The sequence below is a fragment of the Citrobacter sedlakii genome (assembly GCF_018128425.1).
Lineage (GTDB): Bacteria > Pseudomonadota > Gammaproteobacteria > Enterobacterales > Enterobacteriaceae > Citrobacter_A > Citrobacter_A sedlakii.
In genome coordinates, this window is the sequence record NZ_CP071070.1 from 927,782 (window position 1) to 953,373 (window position 25,592).

The 25,592-nt window shown below is 55.0% G+C and carries 22 protein-coding genes, 3 tRNA genes and 1 pseudogene; 12 read left to right on the top strand and 14 right to left on the bottom strand.

The features are described from left to right. Positions 1 to 63: 63 nt before the first annotated feature. Entirely contained in the window at positions 64 to 1,317 is a 1,254-nt protein-coding gene (amiC, locus tag JY391_RS04405) for an N-acetylmuramoyl-L-alanine amidase AmiC (protein WP_042288884.1), read from the top strand. A 110-nt stretch (positions 1,318 to 1,427) separates the two neighbouring features. Here the strand turns inward: amiC and JY391_RS04410 are convergent. The 3 genes from JY391_RS04410 to JY391_RS04420 form a co-directional block, all read right to left on the bottom strand. Continuing rightward, a tRNA-Met gene (locus JY391_RS04410) sits at positions 1,428 to 1,504 on the bottom strand. Positions 1,505 to 1,546: 42 nt separating this feature from the next. After that, positions 1,547 to 1,623, bottom strand: a tRNA-Met gene (locus JY391_RS04415). 43 nt (positions 1,624 to 1,666) lie between these two features. Beyond that, a tRNA-Met gene (locus JY391_RS04420) sits at positions 1,667 to 1,743 on the bottom strand. A gap of 207 nt (positions 1,744 to 1,950) precedes the next feature. Here JY391_RS04420 and mltA point away from each other — a divergent pair. Together mltA and tcdA are read left to right on the top strand one after the other, a co-directional pair. Then, the gene (gene mltA / locus JY391_RS04425) at positions 1,951 to 3,048 is read left to right on the top strand and encodes a murein transglycosylase A (RefSeq protein ID WP_211935279.1); all 1,098 of its coding nucleotides are present in this window, start codon (positions 1,951 to 1,953) and stop codon (positions 3,046 to 3,048) included. A gap of 77 nt (positions 3,049 to 3,125) precedes the next feature. Next, the gene (tcdA, locus tag JY391_RS04430) at positions 3,126 to 3,932 is read left to right on the top strand and encodes a tRNA cyclic N6-threonylcarbamoyladenosine(37) synthase TcdA (protein WP_060569367.1); all 807 of its coding nucleotides are present in this window, start codon (positions 3,126 to 3,128) and stop codon (positions 3,930 to 3,932) included. A 63-nt stretch (positions 3,933 to 3,995) separates the two neighbouring features. On the opposite strand, the gene csdE is transcribed toward tcdA, so the two are convergent. Both csdE and csdA read right to left on the bottom strand, forming a co-directional pair. Continuing rightward, complete coding sequence (gene csdE, locus JY391_RS04435; RefSeq protein ID WP_042288877.1) at positions 3,996 to 4,445, bottom strand: cysteine desulfurase sulfur acceptor subunit CsdE; 450 nt, start codon at positions 4,443 to 4,445, stop codon at positions 3,996 to 3,998. Next, positions 4,442 to 5,650, bottom strand: a complete 1,209-nt coding sequence (csdA, locus tag JY391_RS04440; RefSeq protein WP_211935280.1) for a cysteine desulfurase CsdA — start codon at positions 5,648 to 5,650, stop codon at positions 4,442 to 4,444. The genes csdE and csdA overlap by 4 nt, the downstream gene beginning before the upstream one ends. 191 nt (positions 5,651 to 5,841) lie before the next feature. On the opposite strand from csdA, the gene JY391_RS04445 reads away from it, so the two are divergent. The 4 genes from JY391_RS04445 to rlmM all read left to right on the top strand — a co-directional run bounded on the left by JY391_RS04445 (position 5,842) and on the right by rlmM (position 8,844). Beyond that, positions 5,842 to 6,069 carry a YgdI/YgdR family lipoprotein gene (locus JY391_RS04445; protein WP_012906999.1) on the top strand — a complete coding sequence of 76 codons (228 nt, stop codon included), beginning with the start codon at positions 5,842 to 5,844 and terminating at the stop codon, positions 6,067 to 6,069. Positions 6,070 to 6,419: 350 nt separating this feature from the next. Then, entirely contained in the window at positions 6,420 to 7,337 is a 918-nt protein-coding gene (gcvA, locus tag JY391_RS04450) for a glycine cleavage system transcriptional regulator GcvA (protein ID WP_042288871.1), read from the top strand. Between the two features lie 18 nt (positions 7,338 to 7,355). Then, positions 7,356 to 7,751 carry a DUF423 domain-containing protein gene (locus tag JY391_RS04455; protein WP_042288868.1) on the top strand — a complete coding sequence of 132 codons (396 nt, stop codon included), beginning with the start codon at positions 7,356 to 7,358 and terminating at the stop codon, positions 7,749 to 7,751. Then, a complete protein-coding gene (rlmM, locus tag JY391_RS04460; RefSeq protein ID WP_042288866.1) occupies positions 7,744 to 8,844 on the top strand; it encodes a 23S rRNA (cytidine(2498)-2'-O)-methyltransferase RlmM in 1,101 nt (366 codons plus the stop codon). Before JY391_RS04455 ends, rlmM begins: the two co-directional genes overlap by 8 nt. Positions 8,845 to 8,873: 29 nt before the next feature. On the opposite strand, the gene fucR is transcribed toward rlmM, so the two are convergent. The 4 genes from fucR to fucI are packed head-to-tail and all read right to left on the bottom strand — an operon-like array spanning position 8,874 to position 13,297. Then, complete coding sequence (gene fucR / locus JY391_RS04465; RefSeq protein ID WP_199957153.1) at positions 8,874 to 9,584, bottom strand: L-fucose operon activator; 711 nt, start codon at positions 9,582 to 9,584, stop codon at positions 8,874 to 8,876. 43 nt (positions 9,585 to 9,627) lie between these two features. Continuing rightward, on the bottom strand, positions 9,628 to 10,050 hold the full coding sequence (gene fucU, locus JY391_RS04470) for an L-fucose mutarotase (protein ID WP_060569370.1): 423 nt from the start codon (positions 10,048 to 10,050) through the stop codon (positions 9,628 to 9,630). Between the two features lie 11 nt (positions 10,051 to 10,061). Further along, positions 10,062 to 11,471, bottom strand: coding sequence for an L-fuculokinase (gene fucK / locus JY391_RS04475; RefSeq protein ID WP_211935281.1), 1,410 nt, complete (start codon positions 11,469 to 11,471; stop codon positions 10,062 to 10,064). Between the two features lie 50 nt (positions 11,472 to 11,521). After that, the gene (gene fucI, locus JY391_RS04480) at positions 11,522 to 13,297 is read right to left on the bottom strand and encodes an L-fucose isomerase (protein ID WP_042288856.1); all 1,776 of its coding nucleotides are present in this window, start codon (positions 13,295 to 13,297) and stop codon (positions 11,522 to 11,524) included. 474 nt (positions 13,298 to 13,771) lie between these two features. On the opposite strand from fucI, the gene JY391_RS04485 reads away from it, so the two are divergent. The 5 genes and pseudogenes from JY391_RS04485 (at position 13,772) to fucA (ending at position 19,117) form a co-directional block, all read left to right on the top strand. Next, the gene (locus JY391_RS04485; RefSeq protein WP_042288853.1) at positions 13,772 to 15,271 is read left to right on the top strand and encodes a sugar ABC transporter ATP-binding protein; all 1,500 of its coding nucleotides are present in this window, start codon (positions 13,772 to 13,774) and stop codon (positions 15,269 to 15,271) included. Positions 15,272 to 15,274: 3 nt separating this feature from the next. Beyond that, the gene (locus JY391_RS04490) at positions 15,275 to 16,258 is read left to right on the top strand and encodes an ABC transporter permease (protein ID WP_042288851.1); all 984 of its coding nucleotides are present in this window, start codon (positions 15,275 to 15,277) and stop codon (positions 16,256 to 16,258) included. A 73-nt stretch (positions 16,259 to 16,331) separates the two neighbouring features. Then, positions 16,332 to 17,282: pseudogene (locus tag JY391_RS04495) on the top strand (ABC transporter substrate-binding protein). A 141-nt stretch (positions 17,283 to 17,423) separates the two neighbouring features. Further along, a complete protein-coding gene (locus JY391_RS04500; RefSeq protein ID WP_042288844.1) occupies positions 17,424 to 18,422 on the top strand; it encodes a LacI family DNA-binding transcriptional regulator in 999 nt (332 codons plus the stop codon). A 47-nt stretch (positions 18,423 to 18,469) separates the two neighbouring features. Continuing rightward, the gene (gene fucA / locus JY391_RS04505; protein WP_211935282.1) at positions 18,470 to 19,117 is read left to right on the top strand and encodes an L-fuculose-phosphate aldolase; all 648 of its coding nucleotides are present in this window, start codon (positions 18,470 to 18,472) and stop codon (positions 19,115 to 19,117) included. Positions 19,118 to 19,126: 9 nt separating this feature from the next. Here the strand turns inward: fucA and xni are convergent, their stop codons facing one another. From xni to queF, 5 genes are all read right to left on the bottom strand, one after another. Further along, positions 19,127 to 19,885 (bottom strand): flap endonuclease Xni, encoded by a 759-nt coding sequence (xni, locus tag JY391_RS04510; RefSeq protein ID WP_042288840.1) that lies wholly within the window; start codon positions 19,883 to 19,885, stop codon positions 19,127 to 19,129. Positions 19,886 to 19,993: 108 nt separating this feature from the next. Continuing rightward, complete coding sequence (sdaB, locus tag JY391_RS04515) at positions 19,994 to 21,361, bottom strand: L-serine ammonia-lyase II (RefSeq protein WP_042288836.1); 1,368 nt, start codon at positions 21,359 to 21,361, stop codon at positions 19,994 to 19,996. Positions 21,362 to 21,420: 59 nt separating this feature from the next. Then, on the bottom strand, positions 21,421 to 22,710 hold the full coding sequence (gene sdaC, locus JY391_RS04520; protein ID WP_042288834.1) for an HAAAP family serine/threonine permease SdaC: 1,290 nt from the start codon (positions 22,708 to 22,710) through the stop codon (positions 21,421 to 21,423). Between the two features lie 526 nt (positions 22,711 to 23,236). Continuing rightward, on the bottom strand, positions 23,237 to 24,601 hold the full coding sequence (gene ppnN / locus JY391_RS04525; RefSeq protein WP_042288832.1) for a nucleotide 5'-monophosphate nucleosidase PpnN: 1,365 nt from the start codon (positions 24,599 to 24,601) through the stop codon (positions 23,237 to 23,239). Positions 24,602 to 24,713: 112 nt separating this feature from the next. After that, positions 24,714 to 25,562, bottom strand: a complete 849-nt coding sequence (gene queF, locus JY391_RS04530) for an NADPH-dependent 7-cyano-7-deazaguanine reductase QueF (RefSeq protein WP_211935283.1) — start codon at positions 25,560 to 25,562, stop codon at positions 24,714 to 24,716. Positions 25,563 to 25,592: the final 30 nt, after the last annotated feature.

Below are 25,592 nucleotides of genomic sequence, written 5' to 3' on the forward strand. Positions count from 1 at the left end.
TTCCGGTCAATTTGGACGTTTACTCACTCAACACCGTTAAGATTTACTTTGCTCGGGAGAAGCATGTCGGGATCACATCCACCCATCAGCCGCCGTCGATTACTACAAGGGGCGGGCGCCATGTGGCTATTGAGCGTCAGTCAGGTCGGCCTGGCTGCCACCAGTCAGGTCGTTGCGGTTCGTATTTGGCCAGCGTCGAGTTACACCCGTGTGACGGTGGAGTCGAACCGACAGTTGAAGTACAAACAGTTTGCCCTGAGCAATCCTGAGCGCGTGGTGGTGGATATTGAAGGGGTAAATCTGAACTCGGTGCTGAAAGGCATGGGGGCGCAAATTCGTCCTGATGATCCTTATATCAAGTCGGCGCGGGTAGGACAATTCGACCCGCAGACCGTCCGAATGGTGTTCGAACTAAAGCAAAACGTGAAGCCGCAGCTGTTCGCGCTGGCGCCGGTTGCCGGGTTTAAAGAGCGTCTGGTCATGGATCTTTATCCTGTCAATGCGCAGGATATGCAGGATCCGTTGTTGGCGCTACTGGAAGATTACAACAAGGGCGATCTGGATAAACAGGTACCGCCTGCGCAGAGCGGGCCGCAGCCGGGGAAAGCCGGGCGCGATCGCCCGATTGTGATCATGCTTGATCCGGGACACGGCGGAGAAGACTCCGGGGCGGTCGGCAAATACAAAACGCGTGAAAAAGACGTGGTGTTGCAAATCGCCCGGCGCTTACGCGCGCTGATCGAAAGAGAAGGCAATATGAAGGTCTACATGACGCGGAACGAAGATATCTTCATTCCGCTGAAGGTGCGTGTGGCGAAGGCCCAGAAACAGCGCGCAGACCTGTTTGTGTCGATTCACGCGGACGCCTTTACCAGCCGCCAGCCCAGCGGGTCATCGGTATTCGCGCTTTCCACCAAAGGGGCGACCAGTACGGCAGCGAAATATCTGGCGCAAACGCAGAACGCCTCGGACTTAATTGGCGGCGTGAGCAAAAGCGGTGACCGCTACGTCGACCATACGATGTTCGATATGGTGCAGTCGCTGACCATCGCCGACAGCCTGAAATTTGGTAAAGCGGTGTTGAACAAGCTCGGCAAGATTAACAATCTGCATAAAAATCAGGTCGAACAGGCCGGGTTTGCGGTGCTGAAAGCGCCGGATATTCCGTCGATTCTCGTCGAAACGGCGTTTATCAGTAATATTGAAGAAGAACGCAAGCTTAAAACCGCAAAGTTCCAGCAGGAAGTGGCCGAGTCGATTCTTGCCGGGATCAAAGCCTATTTTGCCGACGGGGCAACATTGGCGAGAAGAGGATAAACAGAGAGGGCGGAGAAGGCGCAGGTGTCGCCGCCCGGCCGCGTTTGGTCACCAGAAAAACCTTTTACGGGCCGCAGAAACAAAAAAACACCCGTTAAGGTGTTTAGTATTGGTTGCGGGGGCCGGATTTGAACCGACGACCTTCGGGTTATGAGCCCGACGAGCTACCAGGCTGCTCCACCCCGCGTCCGTCTTCTGCTGTGCAGAAAGCACTTCTGTCAAATTTGATTGGTTGCGGGGGCCGGATTTGAACCGACGACCTTCGGGTTATGAGCCCGACGAGCTACCAGGCTGCTCCACCCCGCGTCCGTCTTCTGCTGTGCAGAAAGCACTGCTATCAAATTTTAATTGGTTGCGGGGGCCGGATTTGAACCGACGACCTTCGGGTTATGAGCCCGACGAGCTACCAGGCTGCTCCACCCCGCGTCCGTGGATGCGCACTATACTCTGCTAACATTTTCATGCAACCCTTTTTTCACCTGGATCACGGTTTAAGGGCGAAATTGAACAAAAACAAGGCATTTCAGTTTAAATTTTGCGCGGAATTTGCGTCAGGGTAACCCTGCTCGTTTCATTAGCTGGCGGGGTTTGTTATCTTCTTTGCGTATGAATGACAGCGAAAAGATGAGAACAATGAAAGGACGTTGGGTAAGTTATCTTCTTTTGGGGGCGGTGGTTGCTATGCTTGCTGCCTGTTCCTCTAAACCGACCGATCGCGGACAGCAGTATAAAGACGGGAAGTTTACCCAGCCTTTCTCACTGGTGAACCAGCCTGACGCCGTTGGCGCCCCCATCAACGCCGGTGATTTTGCCGAGCAGGTGAGCCAGATCCGCAGTGCCTCTCCGCGCCTGTACGGCAGTCAGAGCAGCGTCTATAACGCCGTTCAGGACTGGCTACGTTCCGGCGGCGATACCCGTACCATGCGCCAGTTTGGAATCGACGCCTGGCAGATGGAAGGAGCCGATAACTACGGCAACGTCCAGTTTACCGGTTATTACACGCCAGTTGTTCAGGCGCGCCACACGCGTCAGGGCGAATTCCAGTATCCCATTTACCGTATGCCGCCAAAACGCGGACGCTTGCCGTCTCGCGCAGAGATTTACGCTGGCGCGCTGAGCGACAATTACATTCTTGCCTACAGCAATTCTTTGATGGATAACTTCATTATGGATGTGCAGGGCAGTGGCTATATCGATTTTGGCGACGGCTCCCCGCTTAATTTCTTCAGCTATGCAGGGAAAAACGGGCATGCTTATCGCAGTATCGGTAAGGTCCTGATCGATCGCGGCGAAGTGAAGCGGGAAGACATGTCGATGCAGGCGATCCGTCACTGGGGGGAAACGCACAGCGAAGCGGAAGTCCGCGAACTGCTGGAACAAAACCCGTCGTTTGTTTTCTTTAAGCCGCAGTCTTTCGCGCCAGTGAAAGGCGCAAGCGCGGTGCCGCTGATTGGCCGGGCTTCCGTTGCCTCTGACCGCAGCATTATCCCGCCGGGGACAACATTGCTCGCTGAAGTCCCGCTGCTCGACATCAACGGCAAATTCAACGGCCAGTATGAGCTACGTCTGATGGTGGCGCTGGATGTCGGCGGTGCGATAAAAGGCCAGCACTTCGACATTTATCAGGGAATTGGTCCGGACGCCGGACATCGCGCAGGTTGGTATAACCACTATGGTCGCGTCTGGGTGCTGAAAAGCGCGCCTGGCGCTGGTAACGTGTTTAGCGGCTGAATATGGTATTCTGAGCGCTGTTTCTATGGATCAGACAGGGTGAGGGATAACCTCGCCCTTTTTAATTCTGAGGTGGTATGTCAGTAGTAATAAGTGATGCCTGGCGTCAGCGCTTCGGCGGCACGGCGCGTTTGTACGGTGAAAAAGCGCTGCAACTGTTTGCCGATGCGCATATTTGCGTGGTCGGGATTGGCGGCGTTGGTTCGTGGGCGGCAGAGGCGCTGGCGCGTACGGGCATCGGCGCCATTACCCTTATTGATATGGATGACGTCTGCGTCACCAATACGAATCGCCAGATTCATGCCCTGCGCGATAACGTTGGTCTGGCGAAAGCAGACGTCATGGCAGAACGTATTCGTCAGATCAATCCGGAATGCCGGGTCACCGTGGTCGATGACTTTGTCACGCCGGATAATGTCGCGGAATATCTGCGCGCAGGCTTCAGCTATGTCATTGACGCCATTGACAGCGTGCGGCCGAAAGCGGCGCTGATCGCGTACTGTCGTCGCAACAAAATTCCGCTGGTCACCACCGGCGGCGCGGGCGGACAGATCGATCCCACTCAGATCCAGGTGACGGATCTGGCGAAAACGATTCAGGACCCGCTGGCGGCAAAGCTGCGCGAGCGGCTGAAAAGCGACTTTGGGGTGGTGAAAAACAGCAAGGGTAAGCTGGGCGTTGACTGCGTATTCTCCACTGAGGCGCTGGTTTATCCTCAGTCAGACGGCAGCGTCTGCGCGATGAAAGCGACCGCGGAAGGACCCAAACGGATGGACTGCGCATCGGGATTCGGCGCGGCGACGATGGTGACCGCCACGTTTGGCTTTGTCGCGGTCTCTCATGCGTTGAAGAAAATGATGGCGAAGGCGGCGCGTCAGGCTTAGTGGGATCCGAAATGGCGCCGGCAATCAGGGAGATGAAGCTGCGCTTATTTTGCCTACGGTTCGTTAAGATCCGGCTTCCTGGGCCGCGACCATGATCGCCTCGTTCAGCGCGTTCAGCCCCTGACTGCGCGACGCGCTCAGTTGCGCGCGCAACCCCAGTTCATCGAAGAACGCCAGCGGTGACTGCGCCAGCAGCTGCGCCGCGGTTTTCCCTTCGACTGCCGTCAGCAACACCGCCAGCAGTCCACGTACAATCCGCCCCTCGCTATCGCCGTAAAAGTGCAGCGCGCCATTTTCTCCACGGGTGTAACCCAGCCAGACGCGATTTTCGCAGCCCGCGATCTCCTTCGCCTGGGCTTTGAGATCGTCGGGCAGCGTCGGCAGCTGTTTTCCCAGTAATATCAACTGGCGGTATTTATCTTCCCACTGGTTGAGCGGCAGGAAGGTCTTGCGCAGCGTCTCTTCATTCACGGTTGTGCCGAACGGGTGTCCGGCAAACATTGGGCTTGTCATTCATCCACCAATAGCTCAAGCGCCCGATCAACGGCGTTGACCAGCGCATCCACATCACTCTTTGTATTATACGGCGCAAATGAGGCGCGCAGGGTGCCCGTTACGCCCATTTCCGCCAGCAGCGGCTGGGCGCAGTGCTGTCCGGCGCGCAGGGCGATACCGTATTCCGCCAACAGCGTGACCATATCGCTGTGGTGAATGCCTGCAAAATCAAAGGCCAGCAGGCTGGCGTCCTGACAGCGGAAGGAGCGAAAACCGGGACGCTTCGCCAGCGCGTCTTCCGCCAGCGTCGCCAGCCCGCGGCTCCAGTTTTCCGCCTGGGCAGTATCGGTATCGGCTAACCATTCCAGCGCCGCGCTCATCCCGATGACGCCTGCGACGTTAGGCGTTCCAGCTTCCAGCTTCCACGGCGCGGCCTGAGTAGTGAAGCCGTCAAAGCTGACGGTGTCGATCATCTTACCGCCGCCAAGCCACGGCGACATGGCCGCCAGCAGTTCTGGTTTGCCGTAGAGCACGCCAATTCCCGTCGGACCGTACAGCTTATGCGCGGAAAACGCGTAGAAGTCGATGTCGAGCCGTTGTACATCGGCGGGAAAATGGACCACGCCCTGCGCGCCATCCACCATGACCACCATGCCTGCACGATGGGCAAGGGTAATGGCGCGGGCTAAGTCCGGACAGCCGCCGGTAACGTTCGACATTTGTCCCAGCGCGAGGATGCGGCTACGCGGCGTTATTCTCTCCGCCAGGCGCTCAACGTCCGGTAAAAATTGCGCATCGAGCGGCAATTTAACCACTTTCGCGCCGGTTTGCTCCGCCACCATCAGCCAGGGAACGAGATTGGCGTGATGTTCGGCGGCGCTGACGATGATTTCATCGCCAGGCTGAAGGCGGGGGCGAGCGTAGCTTTGCGCCACCATGTTAATGGCCTCGGTGGTGCCGCGAGTCCAGACGATGGTTTTGTCATTCGGCGCGTTCAGCAGCCGTGCGACCTGCTCCCGGGCGGCTTCGTAGCGCGCGGTAAGGCGTTGAGCTTCGGCAAACTGGCTGCGATGCACGTTTCCGGCGCTCAGGCTGTAGAATTGCTGCGTCGCGTCAATAACGGCCTGTGGCTTCAGCGCCGTGGCGGCGCTGTCGAGATAAACCCCGGCGTCGGCCAGTGCGGGAAACTGCGCGCGAAACTGCGCGGGATTGAAAGCGTTCATGGTATTCCTCAGTTCAGTCAGCCGATCGTGGCGCAATTTTGCCGCCGTGACAAGGCTTGCCTGTCACCAGGAATCTTCTGGATAACCTGGCGAAATCAGACCAGTGTCTTATGCTGAATAGTGTTAGGCAAATGTTTCTGCCTGTTACGGAGTACGTTTTTAATAGCATAAACAGCTTTAAGGAGAAGAAGATGAAAAAGACTGCCGCAATTATTTCTGCATGTATGCTGACTTTTGCCCTGAGCGCCTGTTCCGGTCCGAACTATGTAATGCACACCAACGATGGTCGCAGCATCGTGTCTGACGGTAAACCGCAGACCGATAACGATACCGGGATGATTTCTTACAAAGACGCTAACGGCAACAAACAGCAGATCAACCGTACTGACGTGAAAGAGATGGTCGCGCTGGAAGACTAATCCGTAGCGGACAGGTAAAAAAAAGCACCGCAATTTGGCGGTGCTACATTAATCACTATGGACAGACAGGGTAAATGTACAGGAAGTGAAAAAGGGTAGCTTCGCTACCGTGGTCTGAATCGCAGACCAATTGCAAACACAACAACACAACATCACAACCGTAAGCCAAAAGCCCACCAGAACACGCATTCCGATAAAACTTTTCGTTCCGGCTCAGGAAGTGCCGCCACTATAGGTATTTGCTGGTAGTTCCTCAACGGACAAATTATAATGGCTCAGATAAAAAAAACTAATAGGTTACAGCTTGTAATCTAATTGTTAAATTGTTTTAACATCAAAGTCTAATAGCCATGTCTAAACGTCTTCCACCTCTGAACGCATTACGTGTTTTTGATGCCGCCGCACGGCATCTCAGCTTCACTCGCGCAGCAGAAGAGCTTTTTGTGACGCAGGCCGCAGTAAGCCACCAAATCAAGTCACTTGAGGATTTTTTGGGCCTTAAACTGTTTCGGCGACGCAACCGTTCTCTTCTTCTCACCGAGGAAGGCCAAAGCTACTTCCTCGACATCAAAGAGATTTTTTCGCAATTAACCGAAGCGACGCGTAAACTTCAGGCGCGAAGCGCAAAAGGGGCGCTGACGGTCAGTTTATTGCCCAGTTTTGCGATCCAGTGGCTGGTTCCCCGACTCTCTAGCTTTAACTCAGCTTATCCGGGAATCGACGTCAGGATCCAGGCGGTGGACCGTCAGGAAGACAAGCTGTCGGACGATGTCGACGTGGCGATTTTTTATGGTCGCGGCAACTGGCCGGGCTTGCGCGTCGAAAAATTGTACGCAGAATATCTGTTGCCCGTCTGTTCGCCGCTGCTGCTGACGGGGGATAAGCCATTGAAGTCGCCAGAGGATCTGGCGAAGCACACGCTATTGCATGACGCCTCGCGCCGCGACTGGCAAACCTATACGCGCCAGCTGGGCCTGAATCATATTAACGTCCAGCAGGGGCCGATCTTCAGCCACAGCGCGATGGTGCTGCAGGCGGCGATTCACGGTCAGGGCGTTGCGCTGGCGAATAACGTGATGGCGCAATCGGAAATTGAGGCCGGACGTCTGGTCTGTCCGTTTAACGATGTGTTGGTGAGTAAAAACGCATTTTATCTGGTTTGTCATGACAGTCAGGCAGAACTGGGTAAAATAGCCGCCTTCCGTCAGTGGATCCTGGCGAAAGCGGCGGCTGAACAAGAGAAATTCCGCTTTCGCTACGAACAATAACTTACTTAGGGTATTACCATGACCAGCCGTTTTATGCTGATTTTTGCCGCTGTCAGTGGCTTTATCTATGTTGCTCTGGGCGCTTTCGGGGCGCACGTGCTAAGCAAAACCCTTGGTGTGGTTGAGATGGGCTGGATCCAGACCGGTCTGCAATACCAGGCGTTTCATACGCTGGCGATCTTCGGTCTGGCGGTCGCGATGCAGCGCCGCATCAGCATCTGGTTCTACTGGAGTAGCGTTTTTCTGGCGTTAGGCACTGTGTTGTTTAGCGGCAGCTTATATTGCCTGGCGCTGTCGCATTTGCGCCTGTGGGCGTTTGTGACCCCGGTTGGCGGGGTGAGTTTCCTGGCAGGGTGGGTGTTGATGTTAATCGGCGCCGTTCGTTTGAAGCGTAAGGGCGTTGTTCATGAATAAAGTGGTGTTGTTGTGTCGCCCGGGCTTTGAAAAAGAGTGCGCTGCGGAAATTACCGATAAAGCGGGACGTCGCGAATTGTTTGGCTTTGCGCGCGTTAAAGAAAACGCGGGATATGTCATTTATGAATGTTATCAGGCCGATGATGCGGAAAAAATTATCAGCGAGCTGCCGTTCAGTTCACTGATCTTCACCCGCCAGTGGTTTGTGGTGGGCGAGCTGCTGCAGCATTTGCCGCCGGAAGACAGGATCACGCCGATCGTCGGTATGCTGCAGGGCGTGGTCGAGAAGGGCGGCGATCTGCGGGTTGAAGTGGCGGACACCAATGAAAGCAAAGAACTGATGAAGTTCTGCCGCAAGTTTACGGTGCCGTTGCGCGCCGCGCTGCGTGACGCAGGCATTCTGACGCACTATGAAACGCCGAAGCGTCCGGTGGTCCACGTCTTCTTTATCGCGCCGGGATGCTGTTATACCGGTTATTCGTATGCCTCAAATAACTCTCCGTACTACATGGGCATTCCGCGCCTTAAGTTTCCCGCCGACGCCCCAAGCCGCTCGACGCTCAAGCTGGAAGAAGCGCTGCACGTGTTCATTCCGGAAGATGAGTGGGATGAGCGTCTGGCGAACGGGATGTATGCGGTAGATTTAGGCGCCTGCCCCGGCGGCTGGACTTATCAGCTGGTGAAGCGGAACATGTGGGTTTACTCGGTCGATAACGGTCCGATGGCGCAAAGCCTGATGGATACCGGACAGGTGACTTGGCTGCGGGAAGATGGCTTTAAGTATCGCCCAAACCGTAACAACATCTCATGGATGGTGTGCGATATGGTGGAGAAACCGGCGAAAGTGGCGGCGCTGATGGCGCAGTGGCTGGTGAATGGCTGGTGTCGTGAAACCATTTTTAACCTCAAGCTGCCGATGAAAAAACGCTATGAAGAAGTCTCCCAGAACCTGGCGTATATTCAGGCGCAACTGGATGAACATGGCGTGAACGCGCAGATCCAGGCGCGTCAGCTCTATCACGATCGCGAAGAAGTCACGGTGCACGTGCGTCGCCTGTGGGCGGCGGTAGGCGGGCGTCGCGACGAACGCTAAAACTACGCCGGAGGAGGCCTCGTTTGGCGCTATCTCGCCGACACGTCTGAAACAATAGCCGTCACCTCATCCAGATGACCCAGCCGGGCTTCTCCCGAACGGTTGAATTTGCTTTTATCGATCAGCAGCAGCGACTGCGCGGCGCGACTCAGCAGTACGGATTTATATTCAGCGTTAAAAGCGCTGGAATCCCACAGCGCGCCGTGGCGGTCGATTCCTTCACAGGAAAAGATAAACAGATCAATTTCCAGCGTTTTCAGTTGAGAAATGAGTGAGGGATTCACATAACAACGGTGTTTACGCTCAAGCGTACCGCCAGAACAAATCAGTTGAATGCGCTCGCGCTTGCCTAGCGCCTGGCAGATTGGCTGACTGTTGGTGAACACCTGAATGTCGATATCCGGTAGCTGCCGCGCCAGATACCAGCAGGTTGAACTGGCATCCAGCGCAATGACCATACCGTTTTCTATCCAGCCGAGCGCCTTTCTGGCAATGTCTGCTTTGTGGGCGTAATGGCTTTTCAGACGAAGAGAAAACGGATCGCCGTTATCGCCGTTTTCCCGCCGAATGCTTTTTGCCCGTCCGTGGCTACGCAACACTTTGCCCTGACTTTGTAACGCGCTGAGATCGCGGCGGATGGTCTCTTTACTGACATTAAGCAGCGCGGCCAGCGCGTCAGTGGTCAGGCTTTGATGCTGACTAAGCAGATGCACTATCGCTTGCTGACGTACCGCTTTCATCGCTGACCCTCTCACCGTCCGGAAAACTCTGCCGCGGGTGAGATTACGGCGTTACGCCTTTTTTTAAAAGAATATTCCCGTATTTGGCGCGCTCGCCGGTGATGACGATCGCAAAAGCCTTTTGCGCGCGTTCGTAAAAAGCGAAGCGATCGATGCGCACAATGTCAGGGCAAGGCATTTGCAACGAAAGGGCATCGCGATAGCGGGTCTCAACATCCGGGTCGAGGGTATCACCCTCAACCGCCGCCATCATCACCACCGGTGGCGCATAGCTGTCCAGCTCGAACAGTGGAATGATTGCCCGCAATAATTCGCTAACCTGCAGTCCATCGGCGCGGATTGTCTGCGGCCCCATGCTGTGTGCCGGAAAGTGCGCGTCCGAGAAAACGATCTCGTCGCCATGTCCCATTTCCGCCAGCACCTTGAGCAGTTCAGGCGAGATTAATGGAGAAAGTGTTTTAAGCATGAACCACTCCTTTAGTGTGACGGATAGGGTGACTGAGGATGAAAATAACGGTACTGGTAGCGCACCTGCTCGCGCGCCTGCTGCGGACTGGCAAATTCGCCAACGCCATACCAGCCAAACATCGCCGCCCCGGCGACGGTGGTCTCCGCGTCGTCAAGCACCTTAATGGGGAGGTTCAGCACGTTGGCTTTGATTTGATTCCACAACGGGTTGCGGCTTCCTCCCCCCACCAGCAGAAGCTCCGTTGCCCGGAAGTGCCCGATGCTTTCCAGCATATGCAGGTTTTGGCGAAGCTGTTCCGTTAAGCCTTCCAGCGCCGCGCGGTATAAATGCGCGCGGGTGGTGGCGAGCGTTACCCCTTGCCAGCCCGCCAGCGGGGAGGTAAGCAGTTCACACTGCATTCTGACCCCTTCAGCGCCAGGCGGTACACGCTGTGCCTCATCAATTAACGTTTGCCAGGGCGTGTCGGGCGTCCATAACAGTTTGCGCGTCCATTCAAGTACGCCGGAGGCCAGCCACTGCATGCCGGGGTTATACAATCCGCTCTGGCTGTCCAGTTCACAGGTTGATCCGGCATAGCGGCTTAACGTCGCGGTATCGACCTGGCGACTGCGTACCATCAGGATTTCCCAGGTGCCGGAGGAGAGCACCGGCTCGTCCTGCGCCGCGCCCGCGCCAAACAAGGCAAACTGAGTGTCGTGTCCGGCGGAGATCACCGGAACGCCCGGCGCCAGTCCCAGCAGCGTCGCAGCGGTAGGCTGCAGCAAGCCGATTCGTTCACCCGCTTCTACCAGCCGGGGAAACAGCGCGCGCGTCAAACCGGCGGCCTGCAAAATATCGCCGCTGAAATCGCGCTGGTGAAGATCCAGCAACTGGCTGGTGCCGGCCATTGTGATATCGGTGGTGAATTCGCCGGTCAGACGCTGATTAATCAGTGAGGAGATAAACAGCCAGGCATGCGCCTGCGCCAGAAGCGCAGGGTGATTCTCTTTCAGCCACACCAGCTTATACAGGGTATTAAAGCTGAATGCGCCCACGCCGGAAATCGCCTGAAGCTGGCGTGGCGGCATAAAACGGCCGATGGCGTCCATGACCGCCGCCGTACGCGGGCATTTCCAGCTAATTACCGGATACAGCAGTTCGCCGCGCGCATCCACCAGCGCGCCGTCAACGCCAAAGGTGGTCACCGTAATGCCGCGAACCCGGCAGGCGGACAGTTCGCCGCTCAGCATCCGGCAACACCCGGCGAAGCGTTGCAGTATGGCGTCAAGCGACCACTGATGCCACGCGCTGTTTTCAGTGGCCGCCTCGCTGGCGTTAAGCACCGAGGCGCGGGCGATAATCTTGCCCTGCCGATCGACGGCTATCGCCCGCACGTTGGTTGCGCCACAGTCGAGAACCAGAATAACGTCATTTTTCATAAGGACTCCCGTTGCCGGATGGCATTACGCTATCCGGCCCACGTCGAATCTTAACGCTTATACAGCGGCCCGTAGTTCTGGCAGGCGCGGTAATCCTGACCTTCGATGTCCATGCCGTGCGCGGCCCAGGCGGAAGGGCGATAAATTTTCGCTTCGTCCACGTTATGCATACAGACCGGAATACGTAGCATTGCAGCGAGGGTAATGAAGTCAGCGCCAACATGTCCCACGGTGAGCACCCCGTGGTTTGCGCCCCAGTTTGCCATGACCGAATAAACGTCAGTGAACGGTCCTTTGCCGGTCAGCCGCGGAGCGAACCAGGTGGTCGGCCAACTGGAGTCAGTACGCTTGTCGAGTGTGTCATGAACCGCTTTCGGTAGCGCCACGCTCCAGCCTTCGGCGATTTGCAATACCGGCCCTAGTCCCTTGATGATATTCACACGGGTCATGGTGAACGGGACGCCGCCTTCGCTCAGGAAGCGTGACGAATAGCCGCCACCGCGAAAATACTCGTGGATCGCCGGACACCATTCGGTGGCTGCCAGACAGGCGTCGGCTTCCTCTTGCGTCACCTCCCAGTGCGGTTTCAGCGTCGGGTTGCCGTCACTGTCCCGCTGTTTGCAGGTGCCGTCGAGCGCAGCGGAACCGGAGTTGATCAAGTGGATGATGCCGTGTTCCGCCGTACCGCTGAGGGTATGGCCAGTGACGCGTTTAACCGCGTCCGGCGACCAGTAGGTACGCACGTCAGCGAAGACCTGCGCCGTGCCGGTCAGTTGATGGCCGAACAACATCGCGACGCCGTTCAGGCTGTCGTTTTCAGTGGCGACCACCAGCGGTTCGCGGACTCCGTTCCAGTCAAAGGAGCTGTTTAGCAGCGCTTCGGCGGTATCGCCGTTCGGGTATTGATCGGTCCAGTGGCGCTGTCCCTGAAAACCTGCCGCGATGGCGTTGTAGCCGAGGGACTCTTCCACGCGTCCCCTCTCCGCCAGCTTGCTGTTGCCCTGCATCATGTCGCGGATGCACATTGCCATCAGCAGACTTTCGCGCAGGATGTGTCGGCTCTGTTCAGCGTTGCGCTGGTACTGTTTCGCGTTTTTATCTTCGCCAAAGCGGAAATGGGCATCGGCCCAGGCCAGCGCCATTTCCAGTTCGGCTTCGTCGTAAATGTTATGATCGATACGGCGGCGCAGTTCGGTCATATCAACGGACTGCACCTTCATGCCGAGCCAGGACTCAAAGAAATTATGATCGACTATCGATCCGGCGATACCCATCGAGACACCGCCCAGCGAGAGGTAGCTTTTGCCCTTCATGCTGGCCACCGCCAGTCCTGCCCGCGCAAAGCGCAACAGCTTCTCTTCCACGTCGGCAGGAATGGCGCTGTCGCCTGCATCCTGCACATCCTGACCGTAAATGGAAAACGCCGGGATCCCTTTCTGGCTATGGGCCGCCAACGCCGCAGCCAGATACACCGCTCCCGGGCGTTCAGTGCCGTTAAATCCCCAGATAGCCTTTGGACGCATTGGGTCCATATCGATGGTTTCGCTGCCGTAGCACCAGCACGGGGTGACGGTGATTGTCAGACCGACGTTCAGGCCGCTGAATTTTTCTTCGCAGGCGGCGGCTTCCGCCATCCCGGCAATGCAGCTGTCGGCAATGACGCATTCGACGGGCGCGCCGCAGGCATAGCGCAGCTTTTCCGTCAGCAGAGCGGCGGTAGCTTTCGCCATATTCATGGTTTGGGTTTCCAGTGATTCGCGAACGCCCATACGGCGTCCGTCGATCACCGGACGAATACCGATTTTTGGCAGGGACATTTTCTTCATGCGTGGTTCCTCATCTTCGTTTAGACGCGCTGCGCAGGCGGAAGAGAGGCGCCACCGTGGCAGTCGGCTGAAAAAATGTGATTTTGCTAACTCGAGTTAGCTTAGGTATTGGCAGGTTTTTTACACAACTTTTTTCTGACGGGATTGTGAGAAACTTCACGAGAAGTGGTTAAAATTCGATCTACGTCAAATTAAAGCGCGTGACGATTTCTATAAAAATCAATCTATTTCAATTGGTTAAAATAAAGAGTCTGCCCGGCGTCACAAATTCACGCCAAATAATTTGGCTATTTGGGGTGGCTAAAATAGCTTTAAAAGGCAAATCGCTAACTCGAGTTAGCAATATTCAGCATTGAGCCAACGTGACGTATCACTGTTTTCAGGAAGAATTCACATTCGCGGTAAGGGGTGGCCCTGAGAACGTACTTCGCCTGATTTACAGCCTGCGGTTTCTGATTATTGAGGAAAGCAGCAATGTCCGAAACATTTTTACAGATGAATCATATTACGAAACGCTTTCCCGGCGTATTAGCGTTGAGTAATGTGAATTTCACGCTCCGTAAAGGCGAAGTCCATGCGCTATTAGGTGAAAATGGCGCGGGTAAATCAACGCTAATGAAAATTTTAGCGGGCGTTTATCAACCGGACGAAGGAGAGATTATCTTTGAGGGAAGACCGATCGCGTTTAGCGATCCGCTTAGCGCGCAAAATGCTGGCATCACCATTATTCATCAGGAATTTAATTTATTTCCTGAATTAACCGTTGAAGAGAATATTTTTATTGGCCGCGAGTATTGTAAAAATAACCGTTGGCGGCTGGATGAAAAACAGCAGCGCCAGGCGGCGACGGATATTTTGCAAAAGCTCAATCTGAATATTGCCCCCGATACGCTGGTCTCAGACCTGACGGTCGCGCAGCAGCAAATGGTGGAAATCGCCAAAGCGATCTCGGTTAACGCCAAAATTTTGATTATGGACGAACCCACCGCGGCGCTCACCGAAACGGAGATTGAGAGCCTGTTTCGCGTTACCCGACTGCTCAAGGCGCAGGGGACCGGCATTGTTTACATCTCGCACCGTCTGGAGGAACTGGCGCTGATCGCCGATCGCGCCACCGTGATGCGCGACGGTCAGTACATCGATACCGTGGAGTATGAAACGGTAAAAATCAGCGATCTGATAGCGATGATGGTGGGCCGCGAGTTGGGCAATATCTTTCCCCCTCGCGCGCGAAAGGCGCGCCGGGAGCCGGTGCTGGAGGTCTGCGGGTTAACGCGAAAAGGCGTGCTGAACGATATTCACTTTACCCTTCACCGCGGTGAAATTCTTGGTTTCGCCGGGTTAATGGGGGCTGGACGAACCGAACTGGCGCGGGCGATTTTTGGCGCCGATCCGGTCGATGCCGGGACGATAAAGCTCCACGGCAAAGCGATCGTGATTAACGATATTGCCGATGCCATCGCGCAAGGTATTTGTTATTTAACGGAAGACCGCAAGAAGGAAGGGCTGGCGCTCAATCTTTCCGTCGAGCGTAACATTATGTTGGGCAATTACCCTGAGTTTTCTGACCGCTTTGGCAATGTTGATACCCGACGTTGCCAGCAAATCAGCGAGGAGCAGGTAAACGCGCTCAGAATAAAAACGCCGCATCTCGAACAGGCAGCCATTAATTTAAGTGGTGGGAACCAGCAAAAAATTATTATTGCCCGCTGGGTGTGTAAGGATACTGAAATTCTCATTTTTGATGAGCCAACCCGGGGAATTGATGTCGGGGCAAAACTGGAAATCTATGAATTAATGAATCGCCTGGTGGCGAAAGGTAAATCGATAATCATGATTTCCTCTGAATTACCGGAAGTGTTAGGCATGTGCGATCGCATCTTAGTGATGCGCAGCGGTCGTATTACCGGTGAATTAACTGCCGATAACGCCACACAGGAAAAAATCATGCAGTTCGCGACGTTAGAGGATTAAATCATGACCATCTCTGTCACCTCATCTGCTACGAATAATAAGAAATTAAAAGTTAACAAAGCGCTACTGATGCGCCTCGCGCCGCTGTTGAGTCTGATCATTCTGATCATTTTCTTCAGCTTCAGTTCGCCCTTTTTCTTTAATACCGAAAATATCATGACCATCGCGTTACAAACCTCGGTGATTGGCATTATGGCGATTGGCGTGACCTTTGTGATTATCACCGCAGGAATCGACCTTTCATTAGGCTCAGTGGTGGCGTTTTCCGGCGTCGCGGTGGGAATTTGCGCCACCCTCGGGCTGCCGCTGCCCGTCTGTATTCTGGCGGGCGTCATTGCCGGAGGGCTTTGCGGTTACGTCAACGGCCTGCTGGTCACCAAAATGACCATCCCGCCGTTTATTGCCACCCTCGGGCTGATGATGTCCGTTCGCGGGATCAATATGGTGATGACGGATGGCCGCGCAATCTATTTTGCCGATTACCCCACCTTTAAGCTGCTGGCCCAGGGGCGTTTGTTCGACGTGCTGCCGTATCCGGTGTTTTATCTCGTTATCGTGGCGCTGGTGGCCGGGTACATTCTCAAGAAAACGGTGATTGGCCGCTATGTCTATGCCGTCGGCAGCAATGAGGTGGCGGCGCATCTCTCCGGTATTAAGGTCCAGCGGGTCAAAATATTCGTTTACGCCTTTTGCGGGCTACTGACCGGCATCGCGGGCGTCATTCTGGCCTCACGCCTGAACTCCGGACAGCCTACGGTTGGCGTCGGCTATGAACTGGAGGCGATTGCGGCAGTCGTTATCGGCGGCACCAGCCTGATGGGCGGCATTGGCACCATCGGCGGCACTATCATTGGCGCGTTCATCATGAGCGTACTGAAAAATGGCCTGAACCTGATGGGCGTTTCCCAGTTCTGGCAAATGGTGGCGATGGGCATTGTGGTGGTGGCCGCTGTGTACCTTGATACCTTACGCAAAAAAATTCGTTGATTTACGCTCCCGGCAGTCACGGGGCATACAGACCCTGACGTAAAGGGTGAGACACTCACAACGGAGTCACATAATGAAAACCAGGCATCTTGTTTATGCGTTATCCCTGCTGGCGTGCATCTCTTCCGGCGCGCTGGCGAAAGATTTAAATCTTCCGGTGATCAGTAAAGGTTTCCAGCATGAATTCTGGCAAACCGTGAAAATGGGGACCGAAGCGGCGGCGAAGGAGCTGGGCGATAAAACCAGCTATGTCGGCCCTGCCGATGAAACTCAGATCGCCGAGCAAATTCAACTGGTGGAAAATGCAATGGCGAAGAAGCCCAACGGCCTGCTGCTGGCGGCGCTGGACGCTAACGCGCTGGCGCCGCTGGTAGAAACCGCCAATTCACGCGGTATCAAGGTGGTGACCTTTGACTCTGGCGTTAATTCTGATATTCCGGTGAGCTTCGTGGCGACCAATAACCGCAAAGCCGGGGCGGAAGCCGCCGACGCGCTGGCGGCGCAGGTGAATAAGAAAGGCAAGGTTGGCATTATCGCCCACGTAGCGGGGACGTCGTCGGCGATTGAACGTTCGGAAGGATTCATTGCGCGCATGAAGGAGATGTACCCGGATATTCAGGTGCTGCCGGTATAGTACAGCGATGGCGATCCGCAAAAAGCGATGGATAAAACCATCGATATGATCCAGGCGAACCCGGATCTGGCGGGGATCTACGGCACGAATGAGGGATCAACGCTCGGTGTCGCCAACGCCATCGACAGCCAGAACCTGAAAGGCAAAGTGAAAGTCATTGGCTTCGACAGCACTGAGGCGATTATCAATTTCCTGAATGCTGGCGTGATTCAGGGGTTTGTGGTGCAGGATGCGTTTCAAATTGGCTATCAGGGGATCAAAACGCTGAATGCGGCGCTTTCTGGCCAAACGGTGCCGAAAGAGATCGACATTCCGGTGAAATTTGTCAGTGCGCAAAATATCAATACGCCGGAAATTGACAAGCTGTTGCATCCGTTTGGCAAAAAGTAAGGCCGTGGGGGGCGAGGCCTGCGCCCCCGTTTATGCGTAACGCCCGCCGGCTCACGCTTAAGCGACTGATGCGGTAAGACAAAAGTGTAAAATGCTTTTATGATTGTGAATTGACGCTTGGACGGTGACTGGGGCAATGACATGGCTAAGACAGTAGAACAGATAGCCAGCGATCTGAATTTATCGGTAACGACCGTGAGACTGGTGCTAAATGGAAAAGCTGAACAGTATCGCATCAGCCTCAAGACACAAACGCGAATAAACGAATATGTGGAGCGCTATGGATATGTCATTAACCATTCCGCCCGTAGCCTTAAGCTAAATAAAACGTATACCCTGGGACTCATTGTTCCCAATATTTCTAACGTCTTCTTCGCCACGCTGGCAGAAAAGCTGGAACAGCGCTGCCGGCGTTCCGGCTACCAGTTGATGATCAGCTGTACCTATGACGATGTGGATTACGAAAATAAGTTAACGAAAGCGTTAATCGCCCGTAATGTCGATGGTCTGTTTATTGTGCCTTCGACCCTGGAAAATCAGCAGCACCATTTACGCCAGGTGAGAAAACCGATGGTATTGCTGGATCGTGATTTTAAATATACCGATAACGCGCTGGTGGAAAGCCATAATATGTCGGGCGGTGAGCAATTAACCCGGCAATTACTGGACGCAGAAAAATTGCCGGTCTGGTTTCTGGTGGGCGATACCGGTTTACCGAGTATCAGCGACCGTCTTAACGGTTATCTGAACGCACTCAGAGAAAAAGGCATTCACCATCGTGACTGGGTGCGCGAAGGGCCGGTAAACACCCCGGAAGGCGGTTACGAGATCATGCAAACGCTGATGGATGAACAAGGATGCCCGCAAGCGTTTATCGCGTCCTCATTGCCGGTTCTCGAAGGGGCGGTGAGAGCGATCCGCGATCGCGTTGGCGTCGTGCCGCCTGACATCAATATCGGCACCTTTGACGAACATCCGATGCTTGGGTTTCTGTCGAATAACGTCTGGTCGATGCAGCAGGATGAAAACGCCTGGGCTGAAAAGGCGGTGGACATGATGCTCAGTGCAATTGATGAACGACCAGTGAAAGAAACCGTAAAAGTGGAAATGAAATTAATTAAGCGCGTAAGACAAAAATAAGATGCGCAAAAAAATCAGCCATTGAACCGATTACCCGGAGAACAAAGATGGAAAGAACGCAATTATCCCGTGAAATTATTGAAACCTGTTTAGAAATGACCCGACTGGGGCTTAATCAGGGAACGGCGGGAAACGTCAGCGCGCGCTATCAGGACGGCATGTTAATTACCCCCAGCGGCATTCCTTACGAACGCATGACGGAAAATATGATCGTCTTTGTCGATAACGACGGCCATTATGAAGAGGGGAAATTGCCCTCCAGCGAATGGCGTTTTCATCTGGCGGCGTATCAGACGCGCCCGGACGCGAATGCCGTGGTCCACAACCATGCGATTCATTGCACCGCGGTTTCTATCCTTAACCGCCCGATCCCGGCTATTCATTACATGATTGCCGCAGCGGGGGGGAATACCATTCCTTGTGCGCCTTATGCGACCTTTGGCACCCGTGAGCTTTCCGGGCACGTCGCCGTCGCGCTGAAAAATCGTAAAGCCACGCTGTTGCAGCATCATGGGTTGATCGCCTGCGAAGCGAATCTGCAAAAAGCGCTGTGGCTGGCGCATGAGGTGGAAGTGTTAGCGCAACTGTACATGAGTACGCTGGCGGTGGTTGACCCGGTGCCCGTGTTATCAGATGCAGAGATTGCCGTGGTGCTGGAGAAATTTAAAACTTACGGTTTGCGCATAGAGGAATAATTACAATCACTACGCTTTGACCAGCCGTAGCTGCTGCAGGTTGCCGTCGAGTTGTAAATCCGTTTGCAGTCGGGCGATATCGCGACAGAGAAAAGCCATCTCTTTATGCTCATCCAGTTTTTTACGCCACTTTTCCGGCACTTCCGCCAGGTGTGCGTAAAGTCCTTCCAGCGTCTGAAACTGCGCCAACAGCTGCGTGGCGCTTTTCGGACCGATACCGGCGACGCCGGGCACCTTTGAGCTACTGATCCCCGCCAGTCCCCAATAGTCTGGTAACTGTTGGGGCGAGACGCCAAACTCTTTTTCAATGAAGGGGGCATCCAGCCAGCGCTTCTGAAAGTAGTCGCGGATGCGCAGCGTCGGGGAGAGAAGCTGGCAATAACCTTTGTCTGTCGACACGATGGTGGCCTGATGACCGGCCTGAGTGACTTTCACCGCCAGCGTTGCCGCCAGGTCGTCAGCTTCGTGACCGTCAGATACCCAGCAGGCGACGCCGCGCTGTTCAAAGGCGGCACGCAGAGCGGGCATCTCGTCATGCAGGTCATCCGGCATTGGCGGGCGACCCGCTTTGTAATCCGGAAGCCGTTGGTGACGCCATCCGCTGTTTCGCGCTTCATCATCAAATACCGCCACGGCGTGGGTGGGTTGGCTGTGGAGAATCAGCTGATCCAGCGCGTGCTGGCAGGTCTGCGCGCACGGCGAACCCTGCACGGCATGAATGCGGCGAATCAAATTGAGCGCGTCGACAATAAGCAGATGGACAGCCACGGTGTTCTCCCTTTACAACCTGCGGGTAGGGTAACATTCACGGCGAAATGAGGCGAGCCTGGCGTGGTTTGCCCGGTAAGCGCTATGCCACCGGGCAGACGGCAGGCGTTAGTCGCAGGTGACGATTTTCATCGCCAGACCGCCGCGGGAGGTTTCGCGGTATTTGGCGTTCATGTCTTTTCCGGTTTCATACATGGTTTCGATCACTTTATCGAGGCAGACGCGCGGTTCGCTGGTGCGACGCAGCGCCATACGCGCCGCGTTGACCGCTTTCACCGAGGCGATCGCGTTACGTTCGATGCACGGCACCTGTACTTGTCCCGCGACCGGGTCGCAGGTCAGACCGAGGTTGTGTTCCATGCCGATTTCCGCCGCAATGCACACCTGCGCCGGGCTGCCGCCCAGCAGTTCCGCCAGACCCGCCGCCGCCATAGAGCACGCCACGCCGACTTCGCCCTGGCAGCCTACTTCCGCACCGGAAATGGAGGCGTTCATTTTGTACAGCGAGCCAATCGCACTGGCAACCAGCATATAGCGGGCCAGCGAGTTCGCATTCACTTCACGGATGAACTTATCGTAGTACGCCAGCACCGCCGGAACGATACCGCAGGCGCCGTTGGTCGGTGCGGTGACTACGCGCCCACCGGCGGCGTTTTCTTCGTTGACCGCCAGCGCGAACATGTTGATCCAGTCCACGACGGCCATTGGATCGGTCGTGGTTTTATCCTGGCTGACCAGCATCCGGCGCAGCGCCGCCGCACGACGCGGCACACGCAATTTTCCGGGCAGAACGCCTTCGGTGGTAATGCCGCGCTCAATACCGCTGCGCATCACTTCCCAGACGTTGGCAAAGTGCTGTTCCAGCTCTTCTTTGCTGTGCAGCGCCAGTTCGTTTTGCATCATCAGGCCGGAAAGCGAGAGCCCGGTTTCTGCGCAATGTCTTTGCAGATCGGCGGCAGATTTGTATGGATAGGGCACTTCGACCGGCGCACTGTTCGGTAAACCGAAATGGTCTTCATCGACGATGAAGCCGCCGCCAATGGAGTAATAAGTCTGGCTGTAGAGGACGGTTTCTCCTGCCAACGCGGTAATGCGCATACCGTTCTCGTGCAGGGACAGGTTGTCGGCATGGAAATTCATGCACTTATCCACCGGGAATTCGACCTCATGCTGACCATTTGCCAGCAGCAGACGCCCGTGGGTATTCACATCCTGAATGAAACTCGGAATGGCATCGATGTCGACGCTGTCCGGCAGATTTCCCGCCAGACCCATAATAATCGCGATATCGGTGTGGTGGCCTTTCCCCGTCAAAGACAGAGAGCCATAAACATCCACCACGACGCGGGTGACATCGGTAAGCATGTTGCGGGCAATCAGATCGTCCGTGAACTGTTTGCCTGCCTTCATTGGTCCAACGGTATGAGAACTGGAAGGGCCAATGCCGATTTTGAAGATATCGAAGACGCTAATCATAGGACTTCCATTAAATAAAGCTCGGGAGGACGCGCCGCCCACAGGCGGCGCTGTAAAACTTAGCTGAACAGAGAGTAGAAAATTGCGGAGATAGCGATCAGACCCATGATGACAACGAAGACGTTGCTGATATGGCCGCTGTACTTACGCATTGCCGGTACTTTCTGAATCGCGTACATCGGCATCAGGAACAGAATCATCGCGATGATCGGGCCGCCCAGGGTTTCGATCATACCGAGAATGCTCGGGTTCAGCGTCGCGACAATCCAGGTGGTCACCAGCATGAACAGCGCGGTAATGCGGTTCAGTTTGTTGATCTCGATGGATTTACCTTTACCACGCAGAGATTTGATAACCATGCCGTTGAAGCCTTCACGCGCGCCCAGATAGTGGCCGAGGAAAGACTTCGTGATGGCGATCATCGCAATGATCGGCGCCATCCAGGCGATGATCGGCGCGTTAAAGTGGTTCGCCAGGTAAGACAGAATCGAGATATTCTGCTCTTTCGCCGCGGCGAGATCCGCCGGGGACAGGCTCAGTACGCAGCTGAAGACGAAGAACATGACCGTCAGCACCATCATGATGTGGGCGAACGCCAGAATCTTAGCGCATTTTTTCTCGGCGCCGTCGCCGTACTCTTCACGCTTCGCTACCGCGAAAGAGGAGATGATCGGCGAGTGGTTGAAGGAGAAGACCATCACCGGGATCGCCAGCCACAGGGTCATCCACAGGCCGTTGCCGGTAGAGGCGGCGGTATCAAAGGACAGCGTTTCCAGCGCCGCGCCGTTCCATTGCGGGATCAGATACAGAGCCAGCAACATCAGCGCTGCCACAAACGGGAACACCAGGATGCTCATCGCTTTCACGATCATCTGCTCGCCGAAACGCACGATAGTCATCATACCGACAATCAGGATCAGGGACAGAATCGCACGCGGCGGCGGCGTGATAGCCAGCTGATGCGTCAGAAAGCTTTCCACCGTGTTGGTGATTGCCACGCTGTAAACCAGCAGGATAGGGTAAATGGCAAAGAAATAGAGCAGGGTAATCAGCTTACCTGCGCCGATACCGAAGTGCTCTTCAACCACTTCAGTGATGTCTTCGCCCGGGTTTTTACCGGACAGAACAAAGCGGGTCAGGCCGCGGTGGGCAAAAAAGGTCATCGGGAAAGCGATAATCGCCATGATGATCAACGGAATCATGCCGCCGACGCCTGCGTTGATTGGCAGGAACAGTACGCCCGCACCGATAGCCGTGCCGTAAAGGCCCAGCATCCACATGGTATCTGTCTTGCGCCATGCGCTTCGGGAATCAATCGAAGCAATAGTGCTGGTTTGAGTGGTTTCCATCTATTTCTCCTGGAGGATGCTAAAAGTCAGGTTGCTGGTCTAATCCAATGAAAAAAGTCCCGACCGTAAAACGAAATTTCATCAAAGACGATTTTTATATAATTTTTCGCCGTAATAATTTGCGGGCGGAAAGATACAGATAACCAATGAATCTATCAGTGATCGCGATCCCAAATGCAATAATCCACCTTTAATGTGGATAAAATTGGATCATTAATCTGTCAAAAAATCATCAAAGCGAATTTACGCGCGCGAAGGCTAGCATTAACGATACAGCGACGGGAAGTTTTCCCCGAGAGATGCGGAGGTTACGCTGTAAAAGTGCCATTTATTGGTGGTTTCTGATGCCTAAGCAAAGTTAAGAATGATAAAACGCGGTATCTCAGGGCGGGTAATCGTTTGCGTATAAAAATAATGAGTATGATTTATAAGTGAAACTAATTAATTGGCGAGGCTATCTTATTGGTATCAATAAAAAAACCGGAAAGGCCAGCAGCCGTTTCCGGTTCGTTCAGGACTTTTCGCCTCAGGCGCAGATTTCGTAGCAGGGAATGTATGCAGAGCCAGGCAGCTTCATACGGTGTTGCGCGACAAACCCTTGCAGTAGATCGTCCATGCGCCGCATCATCGCCTTATCGCCATGGATTTTGTAAGGACCATATTGCTCGATGGCGCGAATGCCGACTTCCTTCACGTTACCCGCGACGATCCCGGAGAACGCGCGACGCAGGTCTGCCGCCAGCACTTCAACGGGCTGGTCAGGGTACAGCTTCAGGTTAGCCATATTTTCATGGGACGGTTCGAACGGCATTTGCAGATCCGGCGCGATGCGAATCGACCAGTTGAAACTGTAGGCATCGCCAGTGTCACGACGGTTCTCTTTCACCCGCGGCATCGCTTTTTTCATCAGACGCGCCACTTCCGCCGCATCGTCGATAATAATCCGGTAGTGACTGCGCGCCGCTTCACCCAGCGTGTGCACGATAAACTCGTCCAGAACGCGGAAGTAGTCGGCGCTCTCTTTCGGGCCGGTGAGGATCAGGGGCAGCACCTGATCTTTGTTCGCCGGGTTCATCAGGATCCCCAGCAGGTACAGCAGTTCTTCCGCAGTACCGACGCCGCCCGGGAAGATGATAATCCCGTGGGCGATGCGCACGAACGCTTCCAGACGTTTTTCAATGTCCGGCATGATGATCAGTTCGTTGACCAGCGGATTTGGCGGTTCGGCGGCGATGATCGACGGTTCGGTCATGCCGATAAAACGGCTGTCTTTGTAACGCTGCTGGGCGTGACCCACTGCCGCGCCCTTCATTGGCGCTTCCATTGCCCCCGGCCCGCAGCCGGTGCAGATGTTCAGTTCACGCAGACCCAGTTGCGTGCCGACGCGGCGGGCGTACAGGTACTCATTTTCGTTAATCGAGTGGCCGCCCCAGCACACCACCATGTTTGGCGCTTCGCCCACGTGTAGCGCTCTGGCGTTACGCAGAATGGAGAACACCAGGTTGGTAATGTGTACCGAACTTTCGAGATCCAGATGCTGGAAACGACCCGCGTTATGGATCTGTCCGTTGACAAACAGGATGTCGCGCAGCACGGCAAACAGGTTGGCCTGTAGCGCGCGGATAATACGTCCGTCAACGAAAGCGTCTTCCGGTGGGTTGATCAGCTCCAGCTTCACGCCGCGCTCGCGGCGCAGCACGTTGATGTCGAAGGTTTCAAAGCGGGACAGCAGCTCTTTGCTGTTGTCAGTCAGACTGCCGGAGTTTAAGACGGCAAGCGAACAGTTACGAAACAGTTGATACAGGTCGCTGCTGGCCGTGCGTTTAAGCATATCGACTTCCAGTTGCGACAGCATGTCCATTGAGCCAAGCGGGCTAATATGTGTAATCAAGTAAACTCCTTATGGGACGCAAAACGTCATTCCCTGTTGATTACAATAGCCCTGGCTTATGATCTTTCACAACCTTGAGTGCGGAATCAGGCACGCAAAACGGTGAAATAATTTACTGGCGAACCAGTCTGCCGAGCGCAGGAACGAAATCGGTATTGCTCCGCCATGGGTTAATATCCAGTCCGCCACGGCGGGAGTAACGCGCGTAAACGCTGAGGGTTTCCGGCTGGCAGAAGCGCAGCAGGTCATTGAAAATGCGTTCCACGCACTGTTCATGAAACTCGTTATGATGACGGAAGGAAACCAGGTAACGCAGCAGCTTTTCGCGATCTATTTTCCGGCCGCGATACTGGATCTGAATGGAGCCCCAGTCCGGCTGGTGAGTGATCAGACAGTTGGATTTCAGCAGATGGCTGACCAGCGTCTCCTCTACGACTTTTTCGCCGCTGGCGGCATCCTGCAGTGCGTCGGTGGTGAACTGATAGTTGTCGATGCTGATGTCCTGATCGTCAATACAGGCGCCATGAAAATGGGCGATCGGCTGGCCTTCCAGCTCATCCAGGCGGTACAGCGCGACGCTGACTTGTCCTTGCGCGCAAGCGCTGAGATCGTTTTCCAGCGTCTGGCGCACCGCGTCCCAACTGTCAAAACGGGTCTGGTTAAAGCTGTTGAGATAGAGCTTAAAGCTTTTGGATTCAATCAGGTTAACGCTGGCGTAATCCAGTTCCACCTGCCCGACCGCGACCTGCGGCAGGCCTTTGGCGTTCAGCCACGACAGTTCGTACAGCGTCCAGATGTCGCCGCCGTGAAAGGGCAGGCGGTCAGCGTGGAGGCCGAGCGGGTCGCGATTGAGGCTGCGGGGAACGCCCTGTAACAGGCTGGCGTCGTAATTATCCCGGTAATCGGTTGATTTACCAAGAGTCAGGCCGTCAAGCGCCTGATGGTTTTCATAAGAAGACATGTTTCACCGTCGTAAACCAGATACACTATG